Annotated in this window: 13 protein-coding genes; all 13 read right to left on the bottom strand. The window is 46.9% G+C overall.

The features are described 5' to 3' along the window. Nucleotides 1–5: 5 nt before the first annotated feature. The 13 genes from C7460_RS08580 to C7460_RS08640 all read right to left on the bottom strand — a co-directional run bounded on the left by C7460_RS08580 (nt 6) and on the right by C7460_RS08640 (nt 26,859). Nucleotides 6–2,642 carry a GH116 family glycosyl-hydrolase gene (locus tag C7460_RS08580; RefSeq protein ID WP_115867681.1) on the bottom strand — a complete coding sequence of 879 codons (2,637 nt, stop codon included), beginning with the start codon at nt 2,640–2,642 and terminating at the stop codon, nt 6–8. Further along, nucleotides 2,642–4,069: a sulfatase family protein gene (locus C7460_RS08585; RefSeq protein WP_115867682.1), complete on the bottom strand. Its 1,428-nt coding sequence runs from the start codon at nt 4,067–4,069 to the stop codon at nt 2,642–2,644. Before C7460_RS08585 ends, C7460_RS08580 begins: the two co-directional genes overlap by 1 nt. Before the next feature lie 5 nt (nt 4,070–4,074). Continuing rightward, a complete protein-coding gene (locus C7460_RS08590) occupies nt 4,075–5,970 on the bottom strand; it encodes a glycoside hydrolase family 97 protein (RefSeq protein WP_115867743.1) in 1,896 nt (631 codons plus the stop codon). 5 nt (nt 5,971–5,975) lie between these two features. Beyond that, the gene (locus C7460_RS08595) at nt 5,976–7,367 is read right to left on the bottom strand and encodes a sulfatase (protein ID WP_115867683.1); all 1,392 of its coding nucleotides are present in this window, start codon (nt 7,365–7,367) and stop codon (nt 5,976–5,978) included. 4 nt (nt 7,368–7,371) lie between these two features. Next, on the bottom strand, nt 7,372–8,934 hold the full coding sequence (locus tag C7460_RS08600; RefSeq protein WP_115867684.1) for a sulfatase family protein: 1,563 nt from the start codon (nt 8,932–8,934) through the stop codon (nt 7,372–7,374). Between the two features lie 202 nt (nt 8,935–9,136). Beyond that, nucleotides 9,137–11,707 (bottom strand): fibronectin type III domain-containing protein, encoded by a 2,571-nt coding sequence (locus C7460_RS08605; protein WP_115867685.1) that lies wholly within the window; start codon nt 11,705–11,707, stop codon nt 9,137–9,139. A 12-nt stretch (nt 11,708–11,719) separates the two neighbouring features. Further along, on the bottom strand, nt 11,720–13,162 hold the full coding sequence (locus C7460_RS08610) for a sulfatase (RefSeq protein ID WP_115867744.1): 1,443 nt from the start codon (nt 13,160–13,162) through the stop codon (nt 11,720–11,722). 138 nt (nt 13,163–13,300) lie between these two features. Beyond that, nucleotides 13,301–16,492 (bottom strand): glycoside hydrolase family 2 TIM barrel-domain containing protein, encoded by a 3,192-nt coding sequence (locus C7460_RS08615; RefSeq protein ID WP_115867686.1) that lies wholly within the window; start codon nt 16,490–16,492, stop codon nt 13,301–13,303. A gap of 10 nt (nt 16,493–16,502) precedes the next feature. Further along, nucleotides 16,503–18,014 carry an arylsulfatase gene (locus tag C7460_RS08620; RefSeq protein WP_245986265.1) on the bottom strand — a complete coding sequence of 504 codons (1,512 nt, stop codon included), beginning with the start codon at nt 18,012–18,014 and terminating at the stop codon, nt 16,503–16,505. Nucleotides 18,015–18,021: 7 nt separating this feature from the next. Then, nucleotides 18,022–19,458, bottom strand: coding sequence for a hypothetical protein (locus C7460_RS08625; protein ID WP_115867688.1), 1,437 nt, complete (start codon nt 19,456–19,458; stop codon nt 18,022–18,024). A 15-nt stretch (nt 19,459–19,473) separates the two neighbouring features. After that, nucleotides 19,474–21,162, bottom strand: coding sequence for a RagB/SusD family nutrient uptake outer membrane protein (locus tag C7460_RS08630; protein WP_115867689.1), 1,689 nt, complete (start codon nt 21,160–21,162; stop codon nt 19,474–19,476). Between the two features lie 5 nt (nt 21,163–21,167). Continuing rightward, entirely contained in the window at nt 21,168–24,197 is a 3,030-nt protein-coding gene (locus C7460_RS08635) for a SusC/RagA family TonB-linked outer membrane protein (RefSeq protein ID WP_115867690.1), read from the bottom strand. An 82-nt stretch (nt 24,198–24,279) separates the two neighbouring features. Next, nucleotides 24,280–26,859, bottom strand: coding sequence for an ELWxxDGT repeat protein (locus C7460_RS08640; protein WP_115867691.1), 2,580 nt, complete (start codon nt 26,857–26,859; stop codon nt 24,280–24,282). Nucleotides 26,860–26,862: the final 3 nt, after the last annotated feature.

Here is a 26,862-nt window from a genome sequence, read left to right on the forward strand (position 1 = left end):
TGCTTTTATCTTTTGACGTTAAAGGCAACCGTCTTGCCTTCTTCAAATTCTTTTTTAGCATCGAATTTCACCGTTCCAAAGTCCCTCAATTCGAAGGCTTGAAGTGACATACTGCCGCTTAGCACGGTAATGGCTACTTGCTTCAGCTCGTCCTCTCCTGAAATTTCCACCGTGCCATACTGATAGCCATTGGACCAGAAAAAGGAGCCGTTTGCGTCGTTAAATTTCATGGATTGATCTACCGCTGAGTATTGAAAACCTGTGGTAGCCAATATCCCTGCCCAGGCCACCATGCTTCTGGCATAGTGATGCCCGGCCTCCGCCTCATTGAAAGGACTTCTTTTCCGTCCGTCGTAGCGTTCTCTGATGTTTCGAATGCATTTGAGGCCATCTTCCGTCTGGCCTTCCTGAAGCATGCCTATAGCAGCTGTATACTCAAAGCCAGTCATCACCTCGGTAAAATAAGGGAATGGCTTTGCAGGTCGCTCTCCCGGATAAGCCGCCATCAGCAAGGCAGACTCATCGCCCAGTGCATAGGAACGGTGAAAATTGGCATGGGAAGCCATCTTTTCCACGTAATTGTATTTCATGATGGACTGTAGGGTGGTCTTTATGTTTTCCTCATTGGCCAAATATCCCAGCCCAACAAGGTGAGCAAAAAACTGTCCTACCAGCTGATCTACCAGTACACCTTCCCCCAGCTGAAAATCTGGTGAGGTGAGGTCGATCGCATTTTTACCGCTGGTAATCTCCATGAGTGATTCAGCTACATTATCTGCTGACATGGGTGGTTGGATGATCTGTTCGTAGTACTCTCCATTGAACAGGTTGGCATCCATCCATGCGGATCCATTTTTGTATAGTTTTTGGCAGGTTTTTGCGAATTTCCTATCACCTAAGTAGGTCGCCATTTCGGCAGACGCCTTCAGCGCACCGAGGTACCAAAAGGCCATTTGCGGATTGGGGCCAAAGTACTCTACGTCCATGGTGTTGTGCTGCGAACCTTCCATCACACCGTCTTTGTCGGCATCCCATCCACCGGGAATCCAGCAAAACTCCAAAGTTTTTTTCACCATTGGCCAGTGCTCTTTCAAGAACGCATCATCTCCTGACAGGTGCCAGTCGCGGTAAAACTTCATGACAGCCCCCATCTGCCCATCGGCAGCTGCCTTCCCCCACTTCTGTGCTGAGTCTAGCGGAAGGTAGGCTCGGAAACTCATCAGGCCAGTATCATCGGTAGCATATCCATACTCCACGTCCCGCATCGTTTTCGCTAATTCACCAAAGAGAAAGGCGGTGGTCTGTTCGTAATTCCACACATGAGTACAGGAACCAAAGCAAGAGCCATGACCATCAAAAAGCCCTTCCCAACCCAAAAAGTGACCGCTTTCGATCCTAAATGCGAGTTGTGTTCGCAAATGCGCCAGGTTAAACAGCGCGGCCTCTTTTACCTCCTCGGGAATGTCACTTCCCAACACGGCATTTACAAAAGTCACGGTTTTAGTTTCCAGCTCGTCTAATCGTGGAAGTGTTTTGGCAAGCACATCCCAAGAGTCTGTATAGTGCTTAGCGTAGTAGTTGCCCACAGTTGCTTTGATCAGTTTTTGAAATCCGGGCTTGTCCCAGGTTTGTCGGTTGGGGAAGTGCCAGCTAATCAAAAAACGAAAGTTTTTGGTCTCACCTGCTCTGAGTGTAGTTTTTACAGCTAGTGAACCCATTGGAGCATTGGCGTTCGGGTTTTCTCGCGGTTCCAATACGCCATCAGCGCTGAAGTCATCCCAAAAATCCAATCGTTTTTTATCCCATCGACTGGTCATAGGTTGCCAGGCTGTGCGGTAGGTAGTTTGCCCTTCATTGAGCGAAACAAAACTCATGGTTCCCCATTGCTCGCTGGCGGGATCTACACATTCTGAAGTATAATGAATGCCTTTCACTCCATCTTCTTCTCTGTAGTGGTTGACATTCCCTTGAGCCTTACCTCTATTCCCGTCAAACCCAATGAAATTTTGGATGGACCCAGATAAAGAAATGGTCAGATCTTCATTGCTTGTATTTTTTACCTGATAGTTGAGCACAAAAACCGGGATACTACTGTCGTCAATGTTGCCGGGAATCAGTGGATTGAAGGCTCCTACTGTTACCTCCACAGGCAGGTCCTCATCGCTAAGGATGGCACGACCAAAGGGATATGCGGCCTCAAACCGGGCCTTCCCAAATCTCGGCAGTCCATGCTGGTTCCCTGTGGCTCCCCAAGCCGCTTCGTAGTTATTGATATCTACTGGGCCTTCCAGTAGTCTGGTATGATTATTTCCCTGGTCATCTTCTATGTAAATGGCGAAAAATGGTCCCTTTTCTTTTACCGGACCTCTGTTCTCCAGAGTAGGATTAAAGCCTTTGGCGGGGCGGTTCATGATCTCCCAGTCTTCCAGCCCACCTCTACCGGTCAGCGATATGGTGCCTGTACCGATACCACCCACGGGCATTTTGATCTTTTGGATGTGCTCCTGATCATAGGTTTTCAGTACAGGCCATTGGTCTTGTTGGGCGAATGCAATTTGCGCACCGCTCAACAAAAGCACGAATCCTAAAAGGAAATGGCGGCTGATTTGCATGTTTTTGAAAATAGATTGGGCTTTACACATCACTTGTCAGGATTTTCTGTCTTAATAATTTCATTAGGTGTCCAGTAGGGTTCGTCTCCAAGGGGACGCGCATTTGCTCCTCTTTGCTCCCCATCACCTATGTCTTTTCGAGCCCACTCCAGATGAGCTTTCAACTCAGCTACAACCTCTGGATAGTCTGCTGCCACATTGGTGGTCTCGGCAATATCTTGCTCTAGGTCATACAGCACGTACGTATCAAACATCTCCCGGTCTTCGGGCGCCACATGTATGGGCCATTTGGTGTAGACGATGGACTTGCCCTCTGGCCGATGCGGGAGATGAAGCTTCCACTTGCCTTTGCGTACCGCTCGGAGTTCCTGATGCTGATAGTAAAAGAACGTTCGATCAAGCTCTTCTCCTTTTCCATGAATTACTTCAGTGATATCTATTCCATCGATTACCCGGTCTGAGGGAGTTTCAGCCCCAGCCAAATGAGCAATGGTGGGTAACCAGTCGATGGTGGCGAGCACCTGATCTGATTGAGTGCCCGCAGGTACTTTTCCTGGAGCCCATACAATGGCTGGTACACGAATTCCACCTTCCCATGCCGAAGTTTTTGCGCCACGCAGTGGTGCCGCACTGCCGGCATGCTCTTTTTTGATCCACCAGGGTCCATTATCACTCATAAAGATTACATAGGTGTTTTCATCCAGTTTTTTTTCTTTAAGAAAGTCCTGTATGCGCCCCACCTCATGGTCTATCTCCTCAATTACATCGCCATACAGCCCACGCTCCGACTGGCCTTTGAACTCGTCTGAAACCGCCAGTTTGGTGTGAGGCATGGTATGCGCCAGGTATAGAAAAAAGGGCTGCTCCTGATTGCCTTCTAGAAATTGAATCGCCTCATCTGTGTAGCGACGCGTCAATGTAGACATGTCGGCATGCATCTCCACAAGTGTTTTATTTCGGATCAGGTGTACTCTATTGTCATTGCTACTGGGGGTGAAAAAAGAATAGTCAAATCCCTGATCTGCAGGCAGCAGGTTGGCGTTAAATTTTTCAGGATTGTGTCCGGCCAGGTCCCACTTACCCATCATGGCCGTGGTGTATCCTGCTTGCTTCAGCACTTCTGCAATGGTCACCTCGCTGAGCGCCAGCTTGGGGTGAGGAGCTACTCCGTTATCATTGCGAGCATTGCGCAAAGGATAGCTGCCCGTCATGAGTGCTGCCCGAGAGGGGCCGCACACAGTCTGTGCGTAAAAGCTGGTGAGCTTCATGCCTTCTGCAGCCATTTGATCGATATTGGGAGTTTTGATATTTGGTGAACCAAAACACCCTAGATCATTGTACCCCTGGTCATCCGTGAAGATGATGATAAAATTGGGCTTTTGAGTATCTGCAGCAAAGCACCCGCTGGTAAACAGCAGGCATATCAGGAATGTACAAATCAATGATGAGTACTTCATATAAATTATTCTTTCGGTCTGATCCACATGCAATGACCTCCACCTGGTGCCATCACAGCTTTAATTACATCTCCTTTTTTCACCGTTCCGCTTCTTACCTGATAAGCTTCAGGGTTAGTCGTACCGTGTGTCTCGTTGGTATCTTCATAGAAAGTCACCAGGTATTCCTGATCGTCATTCAGAAAATCCAGAGCTATCTCCAAAGTACCGCCTCGCTCATCGTATACTGAGCCTACAAACCACTCTTCACCGGCTCTTCGGGCCGTAGTGATGAAGTCACCCATCTGGGCATGCAAAACCTTACTCTCATCCCATTTTCCTACAGGCTGCATTTGAATGAATTCAAACAAATCAGCCTTCGCGGCATACGCTTCCGGCGCATCAGGAATACATACCAGACCACTGTGAATGACCAGCGTACGGGCGGCCTCAGACACCACGGTGGACATATAGGAGTTGGTTTTGCGTGGGCCTTTTTCCCTTTTGCCCTGATTGATACCGGTCAGATCAAAGTTTCCGTTGTTCATGTCCAGCGGCCCCTGAATGGCATTGATAAGTGCCATTTTGATGAAAGTCTCAGGGGTAAATGCCCGCCTGGAATCCTGCTGCGCATGACAAAACTCACGGGTGATGGCATTGGGCATGGTTCGTGCCACACCAGTCATGGGCACTGGGCCGTCATGAAAATCAATGAGCAGTTTACTTTCGGCACTTTGGCTAATGGCCTTGCGGGTAAAGGGTTCGTTGCTGCCCATGAAGCCGTATTTGATGCCCTTCATGTCGAGAGAAGCATAGTACTCGAACAGCTTGTCATCTCCGTACTCGCCATGCCTACGGTCATAATACAACAGCAGCTCCACGTCTTTTTCGGCAGCATAATCTATTACCTCCTGGAGATCGAGTTTATCCGAAAGTTCGAAATGTCCTGGTGTTACTTTCGTGTACCACGCATCATCGATCAAAAAGTATTCGATATCTTTTTCGGCAGCAAAATCAATAAACCGCTTATAGCTTTCGGTGTTGATGCCATAGGTAAAGCCGTCTTCAGCAGTAAATCCATGCACACGCCAGTCCCACAGGGTTTTCCCAGGCTTGATCCAGGAAGGGTCCTCCAACTGAAGCGGTGTAGCCAGATTGAGCGGTACCTGATTGGTGACCAGGTCACCCAGTTTTTCATTAATCAAAATCACCCGCCAGGGAGTGGTATTCTCATCTCCTCCTAACTGCGCTTTATTTTCTGATACCAGTGCCCCATATACATCGTCATACCGCACCTTCATCGTCTTAAACGCAGTGGCACTATACAGGTCAGACTCCAGCAAAGACAGGTATGGAGTCCCAGCTTTCTCCACCACGAGCGGAATCTTCAGCCTGACCTCTTCCTCATTGCCTAAGTCGCTTAGTTTCACCGGACCGAGAGGTACGCGCTCTCCACTGGGTGAGTAGATGGCAGCCTCTGGAATTAGTTGATATTGACACAGAAAAGTCACCTCTTGAGCCTCTTCAGCATTGGGCAGTGTGTAACGAAAACCAATGCCATTGTTATACACCCGCACAAACAGCTGAGCAGCCACCCCTTCATAATCAACATCTAAAACGAGCTCATTGTAGTGGTCCTGAACCTTGCTAAACTGTCCCCAAACCGGCTCCCAGCTGCTGTTGTTGCTGGACGTCCTGCTATTAATGATTGTGGCTTGCTGATCGGGGAAAAGTGAAATTTCAGACGGCTCGATCAGGTTCTGATCCTTGGAGAGCACCTCATATCTCAGTTTTCCTTCATTATTTGTCAGCTTGATCGCCACACCGCCATCAGGAGAGCTGAGGGTAAGGTCATTGGGCTTACAGCCAAATGCAAATACACCGAGTACGGCTACTAAAAGCGTAAAGATTCGAGCTTTCATGGATATCATTTGGTCATTGAAGTTTTTAGGGTATCAAATTTTCCGGGCATCTCTGCGTTGACTGTCGCCTGCCAGGCCCGAAGTTTTCTCATCATAGCCTCCATTTTGTCCTGGTGTTGAAAAGCCAGGTTTTTGGTTTCGGACAGGTCTTCGTCGAGGTTGTACAGGAAGACACTGTTGGTCTCAAAATCCCATATGAGCTTCCACTCCCCTTCACGAATCACCGCACCCATGTCCAGCCCACTTTTTCTGAAATGAGGGAAATGCCAATAAAGTGCTCGATCTTTTAGCTCACCAGCATCAGTGAGTAAAGGCCAAAGACTCTCTCCTTCCAGGTCTGATGGTTTTTCTTCGATATTGGCCGTTTCTATTAGCGTAGGAAACAGGTCTACACTCGTTACAGGCGTCTCTACTTTTCCAGGTTTTATCTTTTCTGGCCAGCTAATCACCAGCGGCACGCGAATGCCCCCTTCGTGTAGTGAGCCTTTGTCACCTCGCAGCGGCGGGTTGCCCCAGAGTCCTCCATTATCTGAGTAAAATACCACCAGCGTGTTATCTCTTAGTCCTTTGCGCTCCAGTGCACCCATCACCTTGCCCACATTTTCATCCAACTTCTCAATCATGGCATGGTAGGTATTGCCATCATTTCGCTCAATCACATCTTTAGGCGCACGCAGTGGCGTGTGTACCGTGTAGGTAGACAAGTACAGAAAAAATGGTTCGTGCTCGTGCTCATTGATGAAGGCAACTGCCTCATCGCCCATGCGGTCTGTGAGGTATTCACCCTCGGTTTTGTCTACCAGCGTGGCATTCTTATAAGGCGCAAACCAACTCGCAGGTTGCCCGTAAGCACATCCGCCTTTATTGATATCAAACCCCTGATTATCGGGGTGGTACTGAGCATTGATTACTCCGTCACTTTTGCTACGTGCCGAACCCGACCCGGCCAAATGCCACTTGCCCAAAAAACCGGTGGCATATCCTGATGTTTTTAGCACCTCGGCGATCGTTTCTTCCGCTAACGGAAGGTGGTCTTTGAAATAAGCTTCCTCTATAGCCTTGCCCTTATGCTGGCGCTGAAAGTATTGATCCATCGGTAAGCCCGGAATGTGACAGGTGAGCTGAAGACTGGCTGGTGACTTACCTGTGAGGATGCTGGCGCGTGTAGGTGAACAAACCGGTGCTGCTGCATACGCCTGTGTAAAGACCTTTCCACTTTGCGCCAGTCGATCAATGTTGGGTGTATGGAGCCCTTCTTTGAAGCCCATGTAGCCCACATCGGAGTACCCCAGGTCGTCTACCAAAACAAAAACGATATTGGGCCTGTTTTCTTCTTTGGGGTGGCACCCCAAAAGTGAAGCTGCGATACAGAGTATAAACAATCGGATGACCATCATGCTCCTAATTAATGATTGGTTCTATTTGGCTCCAGCCCTCCATCCCCTCATTTTTCTGAGGTTTCCCAGGGGTGCTTCTACCGTTTAAGATGATTTCCTTGAGTGCGGACTTAAGCTCGGCGGCTTTTTCCGGATAAGTAGCTATCAGATTGTTGGTTTCTCCAGCATCCTCACTCAAGTTGTAAAGCTGCATGTCTGGCAAATCGAGCTGTTCGTTTTTGATGTCCTGAGGCCTTGGGTAGCTCCAGCCACCTGAACCCGGACATGCGATGAGCTTCCAGTCGCCCTGACGAATGGCAAAAGAGCCATTGATAGAGTGATGTACCGTATATTCTCGGATTTCCTTTTGGCTTTTACCGTTGATCAGCGGCAGCATGCTGTAGCTATCCTCGCCTTCTGAGTCTTTTATCTTGTAGCCAGTGATATCCGCACAAGTCGCAAACAAGTCTGTAGTGCAAATAACCTGATCAGAAATGGTATTTTTTGCAGCTACTGCGGGCCACTCTACAATGAACGGAACGCGGTGGCCACCTTCGTAAATATCTGCTTTACTGCCTCTGAATTGACCACTTGGGTAGTGGTCTACTTTTGCCAGCTCGTCAAAATCTGCCCGTGGCGAGCAGCCATTGTCACTGGTGAAAATGAGTAAAGTATTTTCTGCGATTCCTTGCTGCCGTAGTGCCTCTCTGATCTGGCGGACCACATCGTCTACCTGCATCACAAAATCACCGTACATATTGGTATTGCTCTTGCCCAAAAACGCTGTAGTGGGCAAAATAGGCGTATGTGGCGCTGGCAATGGAAAGTATAGGAAGAATGGTTTTTCATCGCTGGCTTGTTGACCGATATATTTCACCGCCTTATCGGTGAGATCCTGAAGCACATTGGTATGGTCAAAATCATCTGCGGTCAGGCCTTTTCTCCAGAAACCCTTCTCATCTACCGAGCGTGTCATTTTGGTGGGCACCATCGTAGGCATGTCGTTTTCTATGTATACATAAGGCGCCATGTCCAAAGAGCCACAAAAACCAAAGGAATAATCAAACCCATGGGTATTTGGGCCGTTTTCCACCGGTTTAGTAAAATCCACTTCAGGACTTGCATTGAGCTTATTGATGCCGCTGGCATCCGCGTCTTTCAGTGCCCAGTCCCACCCGAGGTGCCATTTGCCGATAAACGCCGTGGCATAACCCTGAGTCTGGAGCATATCTGCTACGGTAGTGCGGTTTTTCTTAATGAGCGATTTGGAGTAGCCACCCAAAACTGATTTTTTCAGGATTGTTCGCCAGTTGTACCGTCCTGTCAAAATGCCATAACGCGTAGGCGTACATACCGATGACGAGGTGTGCGCATCGGTAAATCGGATGCCATTGGCCGACATTTCGTCCAGGTGTGGTGTGGGGATTTTACCTTCGGGGTTATAAGCCTTTACATCTCCATAGCCCATATCATCGGCCAGGATGTAGATGATGTTGGGCTGATCTACGCCGGCACTTTTCTGTGCCACACCACTGATGTAGGAACAACCGGCCAATAAGCCCAGCAACATCAATCCTATTTTGTTCATAAACTGTGTTTTTTCAATTATCAAAGTATTGCTCAGATTCCGCTGGATTCGTAAAATTCCGACACGATCTCACCCCTCAAATTAGCAGTTTTCAAGTGCCAAACCGGCCTAAAACCATACGAATCGGCGTGCACTCCTGTGCGCATTTTCTTAATCAAAATCAAGGCAATCAAACCACCACATTCAGTGGAGCTTATGGCTATCAATCATTACTGATATTTCGGTGTGGCGGCTCGCTGTATTTTGGAGCTCCATTGGTCATAATCAGTGCTTTCACCGCGTATTTATCGTTACCCCTAAGGTCTTTCGCAGGGATGGATACCATATAACTATTGTCTGAAATCTGCTCGGTGAAGTAGGTCCGCTCTTCTACGTTGAGATAGGAGACATTGCTGATCGCCACACCGAAATACACATCACCATCTGTGGGAAAGTTCTGGAAGCTCACTTTCACTTTGAACTCTTCTCCCTCACGCTCGATACTCGCCACTTCGAGTTTCAACAATTCATCAGAGCGAATCACTGTAGCAGTACTGGCAAAGAAATTGGTCTCGCCTGCCAAATTGTAGGCTTTCACAGAATAGTAAACTTCTTCGGTGTCCTGATTTTCATCCAGATAAGCATCACCAACAATATCATTGGCGATCGGCTTTAGGTTATAGGGAGAAGCACCACGGAATACCTTGTATTTCACATCCGGATTGATGGTGTCTTGAACCAGCCAACACAGCTCTACACCACCCCGTGTTTCCTTGGCAGAAATATTTCGAGGAGGAATCGGAAGTTCTTCTTTACATGTGATAACCACCTGGCTGGATGGCTCACCTTCTCCAAAGCCGTTGTACGCACGTACCCAAAACTCATAGGGCTGGTCATAAGTCAGGTTTTCTACTCTATAGCCAAATACATTGCCCGCATCATGCACTTCAAGATTACCGTTGGTATCTTTTTGATACACATAGTAGCCATTGGCATCTGGGACACTTCGCCACATCAGCGTAACTGTTTGGTAGCGTCTTGCCGTTTTAAATATTGCTGGACTTGCGGGCTCTGCCATCACAAAAGAAACCGGAGTTGATGACTTGCCTTCTCCCCGATCATTGAATCCGGATACACTTACCTCATAGCGCTCACCGGGCTGCAACCCCTCAAGCTGATAGTTGGTTACATCAGCTCCTACCTCCAGCACATCTGTACCGTTTTTGGAGGTCACCTTTAGTTGATAACCTTTTACATTTTCTAGTTTCCACCACTTCAGTTCGGCTCCATCTTCGGCAATGCTCTTGCTGAATATGCGTGTTTGGGTGGGGACGATTTCCTGTTCCTTTGCCCATTTGACGAATGTCACACTGTAAGGCTTCACCTGAAAATCTGCTGCACGGGAAGTAAAACTCATAATCTCTGAAGCCCTGCCTTTGCCATCTTCATTGAAAATATGCATCCCTTCGAGCGTTCCATCAAGAGGTTTTCCATTGTAAGAAATAGCAGGCGAAATAGTTTCTCCAGATCGGTTGCAAATCACGAGGTAATCGTAAGCCCCTACACCTTTAAACCCTCTGGCATACCAGCCCTTTTCTTCAGCGCCTTTCATGCCAGGAACCATAGGTCCGTTGATTGTTTCTGACTTAAAAGTAAAATCGGACTGGTTGGTAGCCTGATGAACGAGGTAAATGGCTTTGCCTTCATCGGAAAATCGGATGCCTGTTCGTAACGAATCCGTATTTAGCTCCTTCCCTGATCTAAACGCTTCCAGGACTTCATCATTCCAACCTTTAGCCGGATGCGCCTTGTTGCTGATTTCATGTGACCCTATCAAGAAAGCATTTTCATGCTCGAGCTGACGCAGGGTGTATTCAGCATTGTAAACTGCCGAATAAATTCTACTGAGTGCTCTGTTCCAGGTACCAAATTCGGTGACCATCAGTGGCACTCCCTCCCAGGTAAAATCCTCGATCTGCTTCATGGCCTTCAGGGATGTGGCCTGAATCAGTTTGGTATTTCCCCTGCGGTATGCAGACTCAGCCGATTCTCGCCCACCAATGTGAGGGGCATAGCTATGTTTGGAAAAAACATTCCAGTAACGGCCTTCCTCTTCCTGATAAGAATGAATCTCGCGCATAAAGCCCCAAATGCCATCCCAGGTAAAGTTGAGCGCGAGTTTCGCATCTGGAAAAACGGCTCGAATGGAATCGGCAAAGGGCTTCATTTTGGCGGCATAGTCTGCACCGTCGTTCCACCAGTACCGGTCCCGGTTGGGCACATAAAAATAGGGTTCGTTACAAAACTGCCAGGCTTCCACCTCGATATGGTTGTTTTTGCAAAACCGAGCCAGTTCAGCAGCGATTTCTGGGGTTTCGGTAAAGCCATTGATTGTCACCACCAGCTTACCACCTACGCGACCTAATACCTGATACAAGTCTGCTACTGTATGTGGGCCTTTTACGTGGGTAAAAGCATAGCCGTTGAGGTATTGCTTCTGATGATCAAACTGCCAGGCATAGTCATAGTCATAAAGTCCGGTGGCAGCATTGAAAGCGTCTCCCATGGTACCCGAAAAGTACCTGAGCCAGCCCGGCTTCATGCTATCTACCGCTGCAATGAAATCCGGATGCGTATAGCTCCACACTTTATCCGCAATGCGCACATTAAAGCCACTGGCACCTTTGATGAGCGCATGCCCGCCCTCATCTGAGAGGTTGATCTGGGGGCTTTTTTGACCCATGCCTTTCAATACCAGTACCGATAAAAGTGTAATGAGAAGTAGTCTACTCATGATGTGTATTAACTAATGACGTTGATTTGTTTTGGTTTTTTGCTGTATAGCTTTCGCTTCAAATGAAGCATCGTAGGCTTTATTTTCTGGCAGCTTCCAGGGGGCATTCATTTGCTTACGCCAGACCTTCAATTCTTTTTTCAAGTCTCTCACTACCCTGGGAAACTGTGCAGCTACATCCTGCTGTTCTCCCGGATCGTTTGCCAGGTTAAACAGCAAGTATTCATCCTCCTCCAGGTAATGATGTAGTTTCCATTCTCCCTTCAGTACGACCGTACCTGGTCTGGTACGAAACAGCGGATCTCTAGCCCCATCTTTTTGTCCGTTATAGGCTTGTAAGTAAATGGGAAAGTGCCAGAAAAATGCGCGCTCTGAGAAATCCTGAGAATTCCCTCTGAGCGTGGGTAAAATACTCTTTCCGTCAACTGGCTGCTCAGGTGCCATTCCCAGCATTTCTAAAAATGTAGGATAAAAATCGAGGTTTACAGTAGGCGTAGTGGTATGCACACCTTTAGGAGCTACCCTTGGCCAGCGTACGAGTAATGGCACTTTCAGCCCTCCCTGAAAATACGAGCCTTTCCCTGCTCTGGCAGGTGCCTGACTGGAAATAGCCGCGATACCCCCATTGTCAGCCGTGAAGATCAGCAGCGTTTTTTTTGACAACTGCATGGAGTCCAATGCGTCCAGTAGCCGACCGATATTTTCATCAAGTCCGTGGACCATGGCGGCATATTTGGCCTGAGCCTTTGACTCGTAAACCGGGTTTTCCCTGTAAGCCTCATAAATATCTGGACGAGGAAGCAATGGCGTATGCACCGTATAGTATGGAAGATAGGCAAAAAAGCGCCGCTCCTTGTTTCGGCCAAAAAAAGAAATAGCCTCTTTGGTTAGCCGATCTGTTAAATATTCTCCTTCCGGACCATCCTCAATATTTGGGATACTATAAGGAGAAAAATAGCCTCCTTTACCAGGATTACCATTTTTACCACCTCCTACATTCACATCAATGCCCTGTGTGCCGGGGTTTTCTCCCACATGCCATTTCCCAAAATTGGCCGTTACATAACCCGCCTTCTGAAACAGCTCAGGCAGCGTAATGATCGCTTCTGTAAGATGATCAGTATTTGGCACAGGCACCAGTTTCCTGGTTTTGGCATTTCCCCGGGCAGAAGGACTCACCGTATACACGCCATGTCTGGGTGTATTTTGTCCACTGATGAGGCATGCCCTACTGGGTGCACAATTGGCAGCACCAGCATATGCATGAACAAATTCCAAGCCCTCTGCTCGTAAACGATCGATATTGGGTGTATGGAAAAGTTCGGGTTGTTGATAGCCCAGATCCATCCAGCCCAGGTCATCCACATTGATGAACAGGACATTTGGCAGCTCCTGGCTCTTCACTAAAGTGAAAACCAGCAAAGCTATCAGTGAAAATCCAACCTTTTGCGACATTTGATGCATGTAAACTTCTGGTGTCGGTTTTGAACTGAATGTAAACTACCTGAACCTTGGTCTTAAAAAAATAAGATGTAGACAGGGCCACTGCTCCAGGTTTGCAAAACCAGCGATCAGCCACCCTGCATGAATGTCTTATTCGTAATACTCAGTCATCACTGGTTTCCCTGCCCAGTCTTTAACTTCATAGACATAATCAGCTTCTGGTTTTACTTCATCTTCGGCTGTGTAGAACTTCAGACTAGTGGTGTAGTAATACTCTTGCGATTGCAGCTTGTATTCGTCGTGCGTGTGCGCTCGCCAGGAGTTATCACCTCCCACACCCATCTGTTCGTAATCTATGTTGAGCACAATATAATCGCGCTTTTGCAAGTCTGTGGTATGTGTTCGTTGCTTTTTCACCGTGCTACTAAAGTCTTCTTTTTCATAGTAAGACGCATTGAATGCAAACACAGGATAGCCACTCACCATCAGGCCATTGCCTTCCTGGTCACGAAGCTTTAGCCAGCGTACATCTGTGCGGTAGCCACCTTCCTGTGGTCTGATGTACTGAAAATACAAATCCTCTACCGGTGCTTCATAAATGCCCACTTTGGCAGAAAGCTTTCGATCGATGTAGTTTTCATGAGGGCCTCGGCCGTACCACTTTGCCTGGCTGAGGTCTCCACTAAGTCCAAGATTCATACCCACACGTGGTATTTCTGGCAATTTGCGGTTGGGCGCTGTGATGTATGCATAATCCAGCACGATTTCACCATTGCCGCCTACTTCATAGTCTAGCATCAACAAAGCACCTACGTCCTCAATCGTATAGCGAACAGAAACTTTAGCCGTACCTCGGCTTGTAGCGGTTACTTCAAATTCGTCGAGCGTTTTGCTCTTATGTGCATCTTTCCATACACCGAGTCGCGCCACCATTTTATTACCATAGTCATTATCAGTAGGCACGCGCCAAAAATCAGCCTGTGGTGACCTTACCAGAAACTGCTTTTCACCCTTTTGGATGTTGGTAAGCTCACCAGAATTGGCGTCAAAAGCTACTTCAAAGTCTCCTGATGTAATTTTCACCTGATTATCAGTTTCTTTGATACGCACTTTTGCTTTACTCATCAATGGAGCCTGTGTTTTCTGGGGACTTTCTAAAAGCAGCTGTTCCTCAGCTATGGTGACAGGTCCCGATTGAAAGGTTTCTTGATGAGATATGAGTCGCAGGTTGAGGAAAACCTCTTTGTCTGCAGGCCATTCTTTGCTAAACGGAACTGTTATTACCTCAGCGGCTCCTGGTGCCAAAGCTACATTCAAAATGCCCTCCTCTGTAACCGCTCCATTGGCGACAACCTCCCACACCAGCTCCATTTCCTCATATGAGCGGAAAGAAAACTCATTTGTTATCAGCACTTTGCCTTCCTGGGCATTTACCAGTTCGGCTTTGAAATTTTGATAGACATACCGCACTTCATGGGCATGTGGGTTCAGTTTGCGATCAGGGTTTACAATACCATTGATGCAAAAGTTATTGTCATTTCGAAGGGTATCTGGGCCAAAATCACCACCATAGGCAAAATAGCGCTCTCCAGAATCCGTAAAGGCCTCCATGCCCTGGTCTACCCAGTCCCAAATGAAACCGCCCTGGAGTTTTGGGTATTGCTCTATGGCATCCCAGTAGTCTTGTAGGTTACCGATGCTATTGCCCATAGCATGTGCGTACTCGCACTGGATCAGCGGACGATAGTGGTAGTTGTGTTTGGCGTAGTTGACCATATCATCCAGACTCATGTACATTGGCGCAAAGATATCGGTGTGGGTTTTTAGATTGGCCTGCTCAAACATCACCGGACGACTGTCCTGAGCCTTTAGCCAGTCATATGCCTTAATAAAGTTGATACCGTCACCACATTCATTTCCTAAAGACCAGGCAATGACAGACGGATGGTTTTTGTCGCGCTCGTACATACGCTGTACCCGGTCCAGGTGTGCCAACTCCCATTCAGGATCATTGGCGATGTGCTTGTCAGCGTCGTAAGGGCGTTGTTTGGCCGCACCTAGCGCATGCGACTCTATATTAGCTTCATCCACCACGTACAGTCCATACTGATCACAGAGGTCATACCAGTAGGGATCGTTGGGATAGTGACTGGTACGTACAGCATTGATATTCAATGATTTCATCAGTTTGGCGTCCTTCTCCATGAGCTCTCTGGTGAGGTAATGTCCCGTAGTAGGATCATGCTCATGACGGTTAGCTCCCTTTACCAAAACAGCTTTCCCGTTTACAAGCATCTGTGCATTCTTGATTTCTACACTGCGAAAGCCAATCTTTTTCTTGATCACCTTGCCATTGCCGTAGCTGATTTGAAGGTCATACAGGTTTGGTACCTCCGCAGACCACCGCATACAAGCTTCTACTACGGTTGCAAAACTCACATTTAGGTTTGCTCCTGCCTTGATATTCAATGACTTTGTCTCGTTGTAGACCTCCGTTCCATCCGGAGCTCTTAATGAAACGCTTACGGATTCACTCGTCTTTTTCTCACTCTTGTTTTCAAGCTCTACTTCCAGATCAAAGACCCCATTTATATAATCCGATGACAGTCCGGCCCTCACATTGAGATCAGACACAAATGTCTTTGGAGTGCGGTACAAATAAACGTCACGCTGTACACCGCTAAGCCGCCAAAAATCCTGACACTCCAAAAACGAACCATCAGAAAAACGAAATACCTGAAAAGCAATGGTGTTTTTTCCTTCCTTCAGCACATGTGAAATATCCCATTCCGTAGGCGTTTTAGATCCTTGCGAGTACCCTACATAGGCTCCATTTACCCACAGATAGATGGCGGATTTTACTGATCCAAAATGAATAACCGTACGCTCGTTTACCCAATGTTGGTCAAGCTCAATTTCACGTATGTACGACCCTACTGGATTCCAATGGTCTGGTACCTTTGGAGGTTCGGGCTTTCGTGTAAATTCATAAGGATGATTAAGATATATAGGCACACCATAACCTTCCAGCTCCATATTAGCCGGCACGTTGATTTGATTCCACCCACTGTAGTCATACCCTTCGCGGAAAAAGTCCAGTGGACGATCTGCAGGCTTAAACACCCACTTAAAAGACCACTGACCATTCAGCGATTGGTAATTTTCAGAAGACGGATACTCGAGATGCTCCAGCTTTTCGTTCTGTTCGAAAACAAACACCCGATCATGCGGAAGCACTTTGTTTACGCCCACGATAGATGGATCCATGAACTCCTTGAAAGTCTGGCCAAAGGTCAGCTTACAAGCGAGCAAAAAAATGATGGGTACAAATAGTCGTTTCATGGCAAAAATATCAGTCTACATAATAGGGTTTGCTATTGTCTTTTCCCTCTTCAGGATAAAACGGGAATGTCTGATTTGTCTTATGTTGTGCAAGTAGCAGGGTGTGAAGTTCCTCTCTTTTTGCAGGCATCTCCTCCGACAAATCATTCTTTTCAAATGGATCCTCCACGACATTGTAAAGTTCCAGTCTAGTCTTTTTCGGGTTTTTCACCTGCAGCTTTACGAGTTTAAAATCGCCTTTTCTCAGTGCTTGTCGGCCGCCTCGCTCGTGAAACTCCCAGTAGAGCACATCATGGGTATTCTTCTGGGGCTTTCCAGTCATGCTAGGCCAGATAGATATACCATCTGTAGGAGCATCCAGCGTGATGCCCAGCATGTCTGCATACGTAGCATTCATATCCCAAAACGCACTCAGTGTGTTCGACTCAATACCTGCAGGCACCTTGCCTGGCAAATGCGCTACAAATGGCACTCTTACACCACCTTCATACAGGTCTCTTTTATAACCTCTTAGGTCTCCGCTGCTATTGAAAAAGTCTGGATCGGCGCCACCTTCCTGATGGGGGCCATTATCGCTCGTAAAAATAACCAGTGTGTTTTCAGTTAACCCATGCTCTTCCAGCTTGGCCATTACCTCTCCTACATACTGATCTATACGGGTAACCATAGCGGCAAAGTGCGCACGTGGCTCTGGCTGTGAGCAGTAGCGACCTATGATCATATCAGGGCCGTAATCGCCACCTTCTTTTGCTACGTAAGGCTCACCAGGGTTGTCACGAAATACTTCCCGGTAGTAATCTAAAATGGAATCCTCAGGTGCCAGAATCTCAGCATGTGGACCTACATAAGGCAAAAACAGATAAAATGCAGAGTCTTTTTTGGCATCTATAAAGTCCAGAGCCTTCTCATGAATCACATCCTGGGCGTAGGTTTCAGTGGTAGTTAAGTCATTGCCCGGTAGGTCTACTTTTTGCTGATTGTGCCACAGGTGATCTGGGTAATAGCGGTGCGCTTCGCGCTGGCAATTGTACCCAAAAAACTCATCGAACCCCTGATTAGTAGCATCTCCTGTAGTGCCTATGAATCCTAGCCCCCACTTGCCAAATGCTCCAGTCACATAGCCTTTAGACTTGAAAAGTTTAGCAGTGGTGAGCACCGTATCGGGCATAGGTTCTTGTCCTTCCGGAAAGTACTCTTTATTGCCCCGAATGGGCGTATGGCCGGTATGCAAGCCTGTAAGCAATGCCGAGCGTGAGGGTGCGCAGACTGTACTGCCAGAGTAGTGGTAGTTAAACTTTACGCCTTTAGCTGCTAATCTGTCAATGTTTGGGGTAAGGATGTACTCCTGACCATAGCACCCCAGGTCTCCATATCCCAGATCGTCTGCCAGAATATAGATCACGTTGAGTTTCTGAGGCTCGGAACTTTTGCTTACTCTGCTGGGGCTTTTACAACCCCACATGCCCAAAACCACTAAGGCTCCGAATATAAAAAAATGTGTTATCGTTTTAATTGCTCGCATTCGATGATTATTTGACAATGATTCCAACTTTGTAAATGGTCCTCAACGAGAACGCCTTTTCGTAGGTCAGGCTATCGGTTTGAAGGTCCATGGTCCTATCTACATAATAGGTTTTGCGCAGATCGTCCAGATCAAAAGAATTAGGATTCTCTTCATATTCGAGGTAGTATGCACTAAAGTCATTTTGGGTCTCACCCGAAATCTGCACTCCTCCTTTTTCTATGGAAACGGTCTCTACACCTTCTGCATCAGGCACTGAAAAAGTGGGTTTTAAGCTTCGCAACCAGGTTCGTGCCGTTTGTCCTTCGGGGATCTGATCTGCCGGAAGCTCTACGTCTATGTGATATACCGCCAGGTTGCCAGCGGATTCCAGGCTGATGGTTCCTGCTACACCTTCTACTTCATAGTTTTCGAAACCTGGAACTTCGAGGGCTTTTACGTGCACCTCAGAATCTACATGGAAAACAGATTCATAATCTTCCTGCTCAAACTCTAGCTGAAACGTAACCACATTGGTAAAATCTAGCGCATCCGTGCCATTAGAGACGTCTGCACCATTATGATAAACCGAAGTTTCAGCTGGATAAAACAATGAAAATGTAGGTGTGAGGCTTGTCAGGTCCTGACCTGCTGACGCTGGAGCCGTGAGGAAAAAGACCTGATCATCAGACGGATGTACCTTGTTGATACTAGCCACTCCATTCAGGGTGAATTCCTCAAATTCAGGAATTTCTACAACACTAACCAGATAATCATTGCCCTCACCATTGGCAGGTTTTACGGTGTAAGTAAGCGGACGGAAGCGTTCTTCAAAATTGGTATGAATCACGCGATCACCCCTGGTATAATTCTGATTTTTTTCGATGATAATCTCTGCTGCTTCAGATGCTACCGAAATTGTTGGCACCAGTGGTAACGAAGATCGGTTTTGATATCCAAAGTGTCGGTAATTGAGCACTGGCACCAAAACCTCCTTTTGTGCATTGGGGATGCTTTCTACAGCATAAAACGAAGCATTCGTATTGCCACTTCTATAGTACTCACCTATGTCCTGAAAAGAAATCTTGGAGAGCGTATTCAGCGTATCATGTACGCTAACACTCTTAAATGAAACGCTTTCTTTTACCTCACCATCAGCATAGGTGCTTACCACAAATGCTACCTCGTAAACACCAGGTTTCGTATAAGAAAACGAGGCATCCCCGTTTTGATTACCAGGTATCCCGGAATCGCCCTGCTCTCTATTCGCATATTGGCTGCCTTCTGCTCCGGTATATATGGTATAGAATTCTCCTGCACCGGTATTCTTTAAGTTGACCACCTCGAAGGTGTTCACGGTGGTTTTGCTCAGGCTAAATGAAGCTACCGGATCCAGGTCATCATCGTATTGCTGACAGCCCACAAGTACTATCAGACTTAGTATAAACAGTTTTATTCTTGTCATAACGAAATCCATATTTTAATAGCCGGGGTTTTGAAGTACTACTCCTCCTGATGCATCCACTTCCGTTTGTGGGATAGGCAGCACTTCGCTTACTCCTTTCACAAAGTCTTTGCGGTATTCGGCCTCTACTACGCCATTGTATGCAGCTATAGCACTCTGCGCCTGACCTGTGCGCACCAAATCCCAAAAACGATCAAACTCAAAACAAAGCTCAATTCGTCGTTCATTCCAGATACGCTTTCGGGTATCCAGGTAGTTAGCCAGACCATAATCAGCGGGCTCTGTAGAAGATGACACACGTGGATCCCCTGCATTTACAATGTTTCTGGCTCTTGCTCTGATGCGGTTGAGTTGCTCGGTAGCACCCGGCTGATCTCCTGTTTCATTGAGCGCTTCTGCATAAAGCAATACCACATCTGCATACCTCATGATGGTGAAGTTTTTCACTCCCGCTCGCTCATTGTTGAGTGTGTGCCACTTGTAGCAGGCTGTCTTATCCGGGAACGGGGGATTTCCCACTACCGTACCATCAGGCAAAGTAGTACCACTGGTCATGACCATAATGCGGGCACGCGGGTCAGAAATGTAATTGGACGCAAAAGCCTTGGTAGGCTGCAAAATGTTACTAGATCCCACTCCGGTATGAAATGGTGAACTCAGGTTGACCGTATTGTCGGGAAGTACAACGTGATTGACCTCAAAGATCGCTTCAGAGGAGAAGTCAGCCGATTCACGGTTTAGGAAAGCATACTGAAAGTTGAGATCATAAGAGTTATTGGAATCTCCCATACCTGCCGTGCTACCATCTAAGAACTCTTCATCGGTCAGATGTTCAAACACTAAATCTTGCTTTATGCGCTCGAGCTCTGCTGGGTCTTCATAAAGCTGGTCAAAATTTAGAATCTCACGGAAACTCAGGGCGGCGTTGGTTCTGGCCACAATATGATCTCCTACTGCTTTGGCTTGCTGCCATTTCACAGAGCCATCTCCAGGGTTAGCCTGATATACCAGTACTTTCAGCAACATGGACCATGCTGCTCCCTCAGTGATTTTCCCCAGGATCGATACGTCATTGCCTCCTACCTGTCTGCGATCCAGCGCAATAGCTGCTTCACGAAGGTCTTTTTCTATGTAGGCATACACTTCCTCTACCGAACTACGCGGTTGGATGAAATTGTCTTCATCACCTTTCAGCACCAGTTCTTCAGGCTTAATCGGCACCCCACCATAGGTACGCACCAGGTTGAAGTAGTAAAATGCCCGTAGAAACTTCGCCTCACCCATCATGATGCGCAAGTTCTCCTGGTTATTCTGCAGGTTGTTACTATCAAATGTACGCATGTAGCGTGCTTTTGAAATCACCTGATTGGCACGAAAAATCCCACGATAATTTTGACTCCAAAAACCGCTCACCATAGGGTCCAGAGAATTGGCTGTTAACTTAAAAAGGTCGGCTGTGGGTGTAAATCGTTGGCTTTCTACCACCACCATGTTGTCTCCACGGCCGGTTCCTATGTAGGCATAACCGTTTTGAAAAGTCCCATTGGTGAGCACTTCATAGATAGCATTTACCCCCAACTGCACCTCGTTTAGGCTAGAGTAAAATTCATCAGAAACTGGGCTACCCAGTGGTTCTTCATCCAAAAACTCACAAGAGCTCAGGACCAAAAAAGTGACTATGAATAGTTTATATAGCTTAGTCATAAATCTTATAAATTGAAATCAACACCAATCAAATACAATCGCCCTTGCGGGTAACTACCGTAATCGATTCCGGCAGCAATACCGCCTCCACCGCCCACTTCGGGATCAAATCCTTCGTATTTGGTAAATGTCAGTAGGTTTTGTGCCGACACATACAGGCGCAGCGATCTGAGCTGCAGACGAGAAAGCACCCGATCGTCAAATGTGTACCCCAGCTGTACGTTTTTCACTCTTAGGTATGAAGCATCTTCTACATAAAAGTCGGAGGCATGTCGGTAGCTTTCATCATTATTGGCAGACATAGCCCGTGGCAAAGTAGGGTTCTGATTACCCCCCTGGTACTTGTTCGCAATATCTGCTGGCACTTCACTTCCTTCAAAGTTGAGATCGGTGGTCCATACATCATCCAAAATGCTACTGAGGCCACGAGTTCCATTAAAACCATGAGTATGGTAACGCAACACGTTGAAAACGGAGTTACCATGCACTCCCTGAAGCTGCGCCACAAAATCAAAGTTTCTATAGCCCAGATTAATTACACCTCCATAGGTAACGTTGGGAATAGGGCTTCCAAGGTAGGTGCGGTCATCCAGGGTGATCTTCCCGTCATTGTTGAGGTCTTTGAAAATGAAATTTCCATTTTCGTCGAGTCCATCCGTCACCCGCCCATAAAAAGTTCCAATCGGACGTCCCACTACCGTTTTGGTTACGTTACCCATAACCACCGGGATGGCGTTATTGACGTACCCGCCATACACTGGATCATTGTTCACGCCAAGTTCCAATACATTATTGATGAGGTAAGTACCATTAGCAGATAGGTCAATCGACAGATCACCGATGCTATTGCGGTAACTCGCCGAAAGCTCTATACCATCATTAATGACCTCCCCAATGTTTCGTCGGGGTGTTGAAGAAAACCCAATCGATTGTGGTACTGGTACGTTGAGGAGCATATCCTTGGTATGTCTCCTAAAAACGTCCGTAGTGAGAAACACATGTCCATAAAGGTCCAAATCAACTCCAAGGTTATAAGAGTAGGTACGCTCCCAGGAAATATCCGAATTACCGATTTCTGTAGCGGCATAACCTGTGTAGTAGTTGAAGTTATCATCAGCACCATAGGCGTAAACTGAACCATTGCCCAAGGTCGTAACGCTTTCATAGTTGTTAATACGGTTGTTACCCAGCACTCCGTAGCTTACTCTGAGCTTACCGTTTTGCAAAACTGCATTGCCAGGAAGTAGGTCTTCTGAAAACACCCAGGCGGCAGATGCCGATGGGAAGAATCCCCAGCGGTTGCCTTTTGCGAAGCGAGACGAACCATCTGATCGAAGGTTTGCCTGAAAGACGTATTTACCCTGAATACTATAATTGGAGCGAAAAACAACTCCCATTTGACTCCATGCTGTAGTGGCACCGTTTACGTTTAGCGACCGGAAAGCATTGCTGAGGTATGCAGTAGACTCATCTCTACCCAATGGACTAGAGCCTTTCGCTACCACGTTCTGTTTTTCCTGGCGCTCCATTGAAAATGCACCTGTGAGTGACAGGTTGTTTCCACTGATTTTTTTATTGAAAGAAAGCACTTGCTCCCAAAGCACTTTATTAGTTAGTGTAGAAGTCTCGGTGACCGCTGCAAAGGAATTAGGGCTCAATGTCTGCTCCACAGCTGTCCCTGGCTTAGAAAACTGGTGACGGTCTACTCGGTTTTGGTCCATACCAAAACGAGAGGTGAACTTCAATTCAGGTGAGATTTTGTAATTAAAGAAGAACTTTGTTTGTAAGTTGTGAATTCCACGTTCGTCCACATTGTCTTTGGCCTTCAGCAATGGGGTATTGTTTAAAAAACCATCTTCATCCACCAGCTCCTTGTCTGGTGAGTCTATCACCACTCTTCTAAAAAGGCTATACTTAGATTCCGTGTCCTGTACATTTCTCTTAGCATTGCTGTAGAGTACGTTTGCCCTCAGGTTAATATTATCTGTAATGTCAAACGTGAGGTCACTCAGTACATTTATTCGAGTAAAGTCACTGTTGATGACTATTCCTTTTTCGTTGAAAAAATTAGAGGAAAGTCTGTAAGTCATTCTTTCTGTTCCTCCTGAGAAGGAAAGGCTATGTTGCTGTCGGGTACCTGTTCGAGTGATCAGGTCGAGCCAGTCATTGTCTTCTGCTGTTTCCAGGTTAGTCAGCAGGTTTCCCATTACTTCCGGACTACCACCGTTAGCCAGTCCCTTCAGCTGGAAAAACTCACTGGTGTTCATCAGATCCGGTTCATTCCACAGGTTTTGCAGTCCGTATTGTGAGGTTACGTTGATTTTCACATCACCTGCACTACCCTGTTTTGTCTGGATCACCACTACACCATTGGCTGCTCGTGATCCATAGAGTGATGCCACGCTGGCATCTTTCATGATTTCAATGCTTTTTATGTCGTTTTGAGAGAGGTAGTTGATTTCATTGACCACCACCCCATCTACTACATAGAGAGGAGAGGCATCTCCAGTGATGGTACCTACACCTCTAATTCTAATCGCTGTACCAGCACCAGGTGATCCTGAGTTTGGCGTTACCTGCACACCCGCTATTCTACCTTGCAATGCTTGTGATACATCAGATACGGCTACATTTTTGATTTCGTCGATATCTACGCTGCTGACCGCTCCGGTTAGATCACTTTTACTTATTTCTCCATACCCGGTAACCACTACCTCATCCAGAGCAGTTACGTCTGGTTGCAATATCACTTCGATATCGGATCGCCCATTGACAGGAATGGATTGAGGTGTGTAGCCTACAAATGTCACGTTGAGTACGTCATTTGACTTTACAGTCAGGCTAAAGTTGCCATCAAAATCCGTAATGGTGCCTGTGGTGGTGCCTTCTACCATAATCGTAGCTCCTGGCAGCCCTTCATTGATATCGGGATCAATTATTTTACCCTTCAACGTATAGCTCTCCGCATCCTGGGCATATCCCAACAACGCCATGAAGGCTAAAAGAAAATATAAGTTTAGTGCCTTTAACTGCATACAACTAACTTGTCAAAAATTGAAAAGGATGAAAACAAGCCACCCCGAAGGGCGGCTTGTTGGTTGAAAATCTATCCGTGATTTATTTGATGATCAGCTTGCTATGTCCAAGAATCTCACCTGCTACATTACGTGTAGACACTGAATAAATACCTTTTTCCAGATGCTGTACAGGCAGTGAGTTCACACCTTCTGTAAGCTCTGTCTGAAGTACTGTTCTGCCAGCCATATCAATCAAAGAGATCATGACCACTTCATTTCTATCGTTACTGATATTTACAAACCCACTTGTCACAGGGTTTGGATACACGATCATGCCTTTGGCCAATTCATTGGAAAGTACCAGCTTTTCGTAGATTACGGTTCGTGTCTCGGACTCACTAGACGCGCCCTGAATATCAGTAGCTACTGCTTTGATCACTGCAGTGCCTTCCACTGTGAGGCCATCCCACTCAAATCCAAAAGGTGCTTCTTCGTCTTTGAAAAGCAGCTCATCTCCGTTGTAGAACTCTACTACCAGGCCGTCCAACTCGTCACTTGCTGTAGCAGCAATCTCCACAGATTCACCAATCAACAAAGTGGTATTGTCATTTGGAAGAGTCATCTCTACCGATGGAGGCGTATTTCCTATCACCAGTACATCTATAGGCATAGAGAATGAAGAGTCGTTGGCATCATAAGCCACAGCCGTGATGCGTGTAGGCTCCCCTTCTGCACCTGCAGGTATATTTTCCCAGTTGAAGGTAAACTCACCCTCGGTAGCTACTCCTACCTGTACCCAGGAGTTGTAGTAGTCTCCAGTATAGTATTCTACCTTAGAGATGGCATCACCTTCTGCATCGTTGAGTGCCACAGCCAGGGGCACAGTAGCTCCTTCTATCAGTGTAGCACCGTTTTCAGGACTGGTAAAAGACGCCATAGGTGCAGCATTCAAATGTGCATTGGCACCAATCTCTACCGCAGGCCCTACTGCTTTAGGGTCCTGATATTCGCCGGTTTTTTCAAGCCCGTCATCAAATACGGCAAGGGTACCTGAAATTGTTCTGAAAATCAGGTTTCCGTTAAGTTCTCTCAAATCGGTAGGCAACACTCTGTTGAACCCATCTACATCGTCAAAAACTTTATAAATCAGGTATTCAGACTTTTTAGACAAGTTGTCCAATTCAGGCACCTGAGGATCTTTACCATCACCTACCACGTCCAATGCCCAGATATCATAGCTACTTTGGTTGTTTCCAGTATTGGCTGTGAAATACATTCTGCCATTTACCACTGTTTTGTTTCTAGGGAATGAGCTGGTACCTGCTCCAGGAAAAACATCTGCAACCAACTCTACACTATCTGTTTCCGGATTGTACATACCCAGTTCTTGTCCAGATCGTGGGTTGGTATTTTCAGCTCTCGAGCCAAAATTCACTTTAAAAAAGAGTTTTCCATCAAAAACGAAAAAGTCATCTGGAAACGACTGACGCTCCTGCGTATCAAATGGAGCAATGTCAAAGGCCATTTCAAGCTCATCGCCAGTGCCTTTCAGGCCATTCATTCGCATCAATTCCGTACCCTTACCTGCATTTCCTCGGTAGTATACCTTACCATCAAATACGATTGGGTTAGCACTTCCCGAATTTGCTGTGGTATTTGCCTCCGACCCAGGGGCATCAGCAGCATCCTGAAGCAGGTAGGTACCTTTCGTAGTACCGTCAGTTACCCAGTACTCGTTATCGAGCGTTGTAAGCTCAGGCTTGCCCGCCCATTTGCCAGGCGTTTTAGCTCTGAAAATTACTTGTTTCTCATTCACCGCCAGTATCCACTGGATGTTGGAGTTGTCAGTAGGAGGGTTGATATCCACGAGCATTTTAGTACCCCATGGCTCAGGAGTACCATTGGTCACCCAAATTTCTTCTCCCACGATGAGCTCTGTCTCTCCATCCATTCCAACTACACGATCAGAAGTTCCTCCAAAAATGGCAAGTGTATCACCAATCACCTGAATTGGGCTGTAGGTTTCTTCTCCGTCGAGACCTGTAGTCTTGGGCTGCACCCCTTCTTTGTTATCCGCAGACATTCTCTTGGTGCCTTCTGGCGTACCATTAGAAAACCACAAGTGCTGTCTGGTCTTACCATCTCCATAATCTGACGAGCTTGCATCCACTGCTGCGAAAAGGAATCCATTTTTAAATGGTGTAATCGCACTAGGTTCAGAACTAGCAGCTCCTTCGTTGAGGTCTATGAGCAGCGATGTACCTGCTTCTGTACCATCGGTTACCCAAAGCTCTGTACCTTCCGCTTCGGTGGTAGCAGTAAAGTATACTGACCCTCCCACTCCTACAAGGTTTGCAGGAAGTGAGCTCGCTGCTCCAGGATTGATGTCTTTTACCATTTTAGTTCCCTCACGTGTACCGTCAGTTACCCAAAGCTCATCGCCAGTAGCGTCATTATGAGCGGTAAAGTAGTACTTACCACCATAAGAAATGGCCTGACGTCCGCTGTAGTTTTTGGCTCCACCACGACGACCATCACTGGTCACCGAATCAGCTGTAGAAGTCAAAGCTGTAAGTGTTCCATACTCAGCAGATATGCTCTGCAGGTTTTCATACTCTTGTGCCACACTCTCAGCCAGCGCCAGGAGTGTAATCAGGCAAAATGTAAATAGGTGTTTCATAAT

This window comes from Marinoscillum furvescens DSM 4134, from assembly GCF_003386095.1.
Taxonomy (GTDB): domain Bacteria; phylum Bacteroidota; class Bacteroidia; order Cytophagales; family Cyclobacteriaceae; genus Marinoscillum; species Marinoscillum furvescens.

Coding starts and splice junctions, on each gene's coding strand:
- C7460_RS08580 (WP_115867681.1), bottom strand. CDS start 2,642: ATGTGTAAAGCCCAATCTATTTTCAAAAACATGCAAATCAGCCGCCAT.
- C7460_RS08585 (WP_115867682.1), bottom strand. CDS start 4,069: ATGAAGTACTCATCATTGATTTGTACATTCCTGATATGCCTGCTGTTT.
- C7460_RS08590 (WP_115867743.1), bottom strand. CDS start 5,970: ATGAAAGCTCGAATCTTTACGCTTTTAGTAGCCGTACTCGGTGTATTT.
- C7460_RS08595 (WP_115867683.1), bottom strand. CDS start 7,367: ATGATGGTCATCCGATTGTTTATACTCTGTATCGCAGCTTCACTTTTG.
- C7460_RS08600 (WP_115867684.1), bottom strand. CDS start 8,934: ATGAACAAAATAGGATTGATGTTGCTGGGCTTATTGGCCGGTTGTTCC.
- C7460_RS08605 (WP_115867685.1), bottom strand. CDS start 11,707: ATGAGTAGACTACTTCTCATTACACTTTTATCGGTACTGGTATTGAAA.
- C7460_RS08610 (WP_115867744.1), bottom strand. CDS start 13,162: ATGTCGCAAAAGGTTGGATTTTCACTGATAGCTTTGCTGGTTTTCACT.
- C7460_RS08615 (WP_115867686.1), bottom strand. CDS start 16,492: ATGAAACGACTATTTGTACCCATCATTTTTTTGCTCGCTTGTAAGCTG.
- C7460_RS08620 (WP_245986265.1), bottom strand. CDS start 18,014: ATGCGAGCAATTAAAACGATAACACATTTTTTTATATTCGGAGCCTTA.
- C7460_RS08625 (WP_115867688.1), bottom strand. CDS start 19,458: ATGACAAGAATAAAACTGTTTATACTAAGTCTGATAGTACTTGTGGGC.
- C7460_RS08630 (WP_115867689.1), bottom strand. CDS start 21,162: ATGACTAAGCTATATAAACTATTCATAGTCACTTTTTTGGTCCTGAGC.
- C7460_RS08635 (WP_115867690.1), bottom strand. CDS start 24,197: ATGCAGTTAAAGGCACTAAACTTATATTTTCTTTTAGCCTTCATGGCG.
- C7460_RS08640 (WP_115867691.1), bottom strand. CDS start 26,859: ATGAAACACCTATTTACATTTTGCCTGATTACACTCCTGGCGCTGGCT.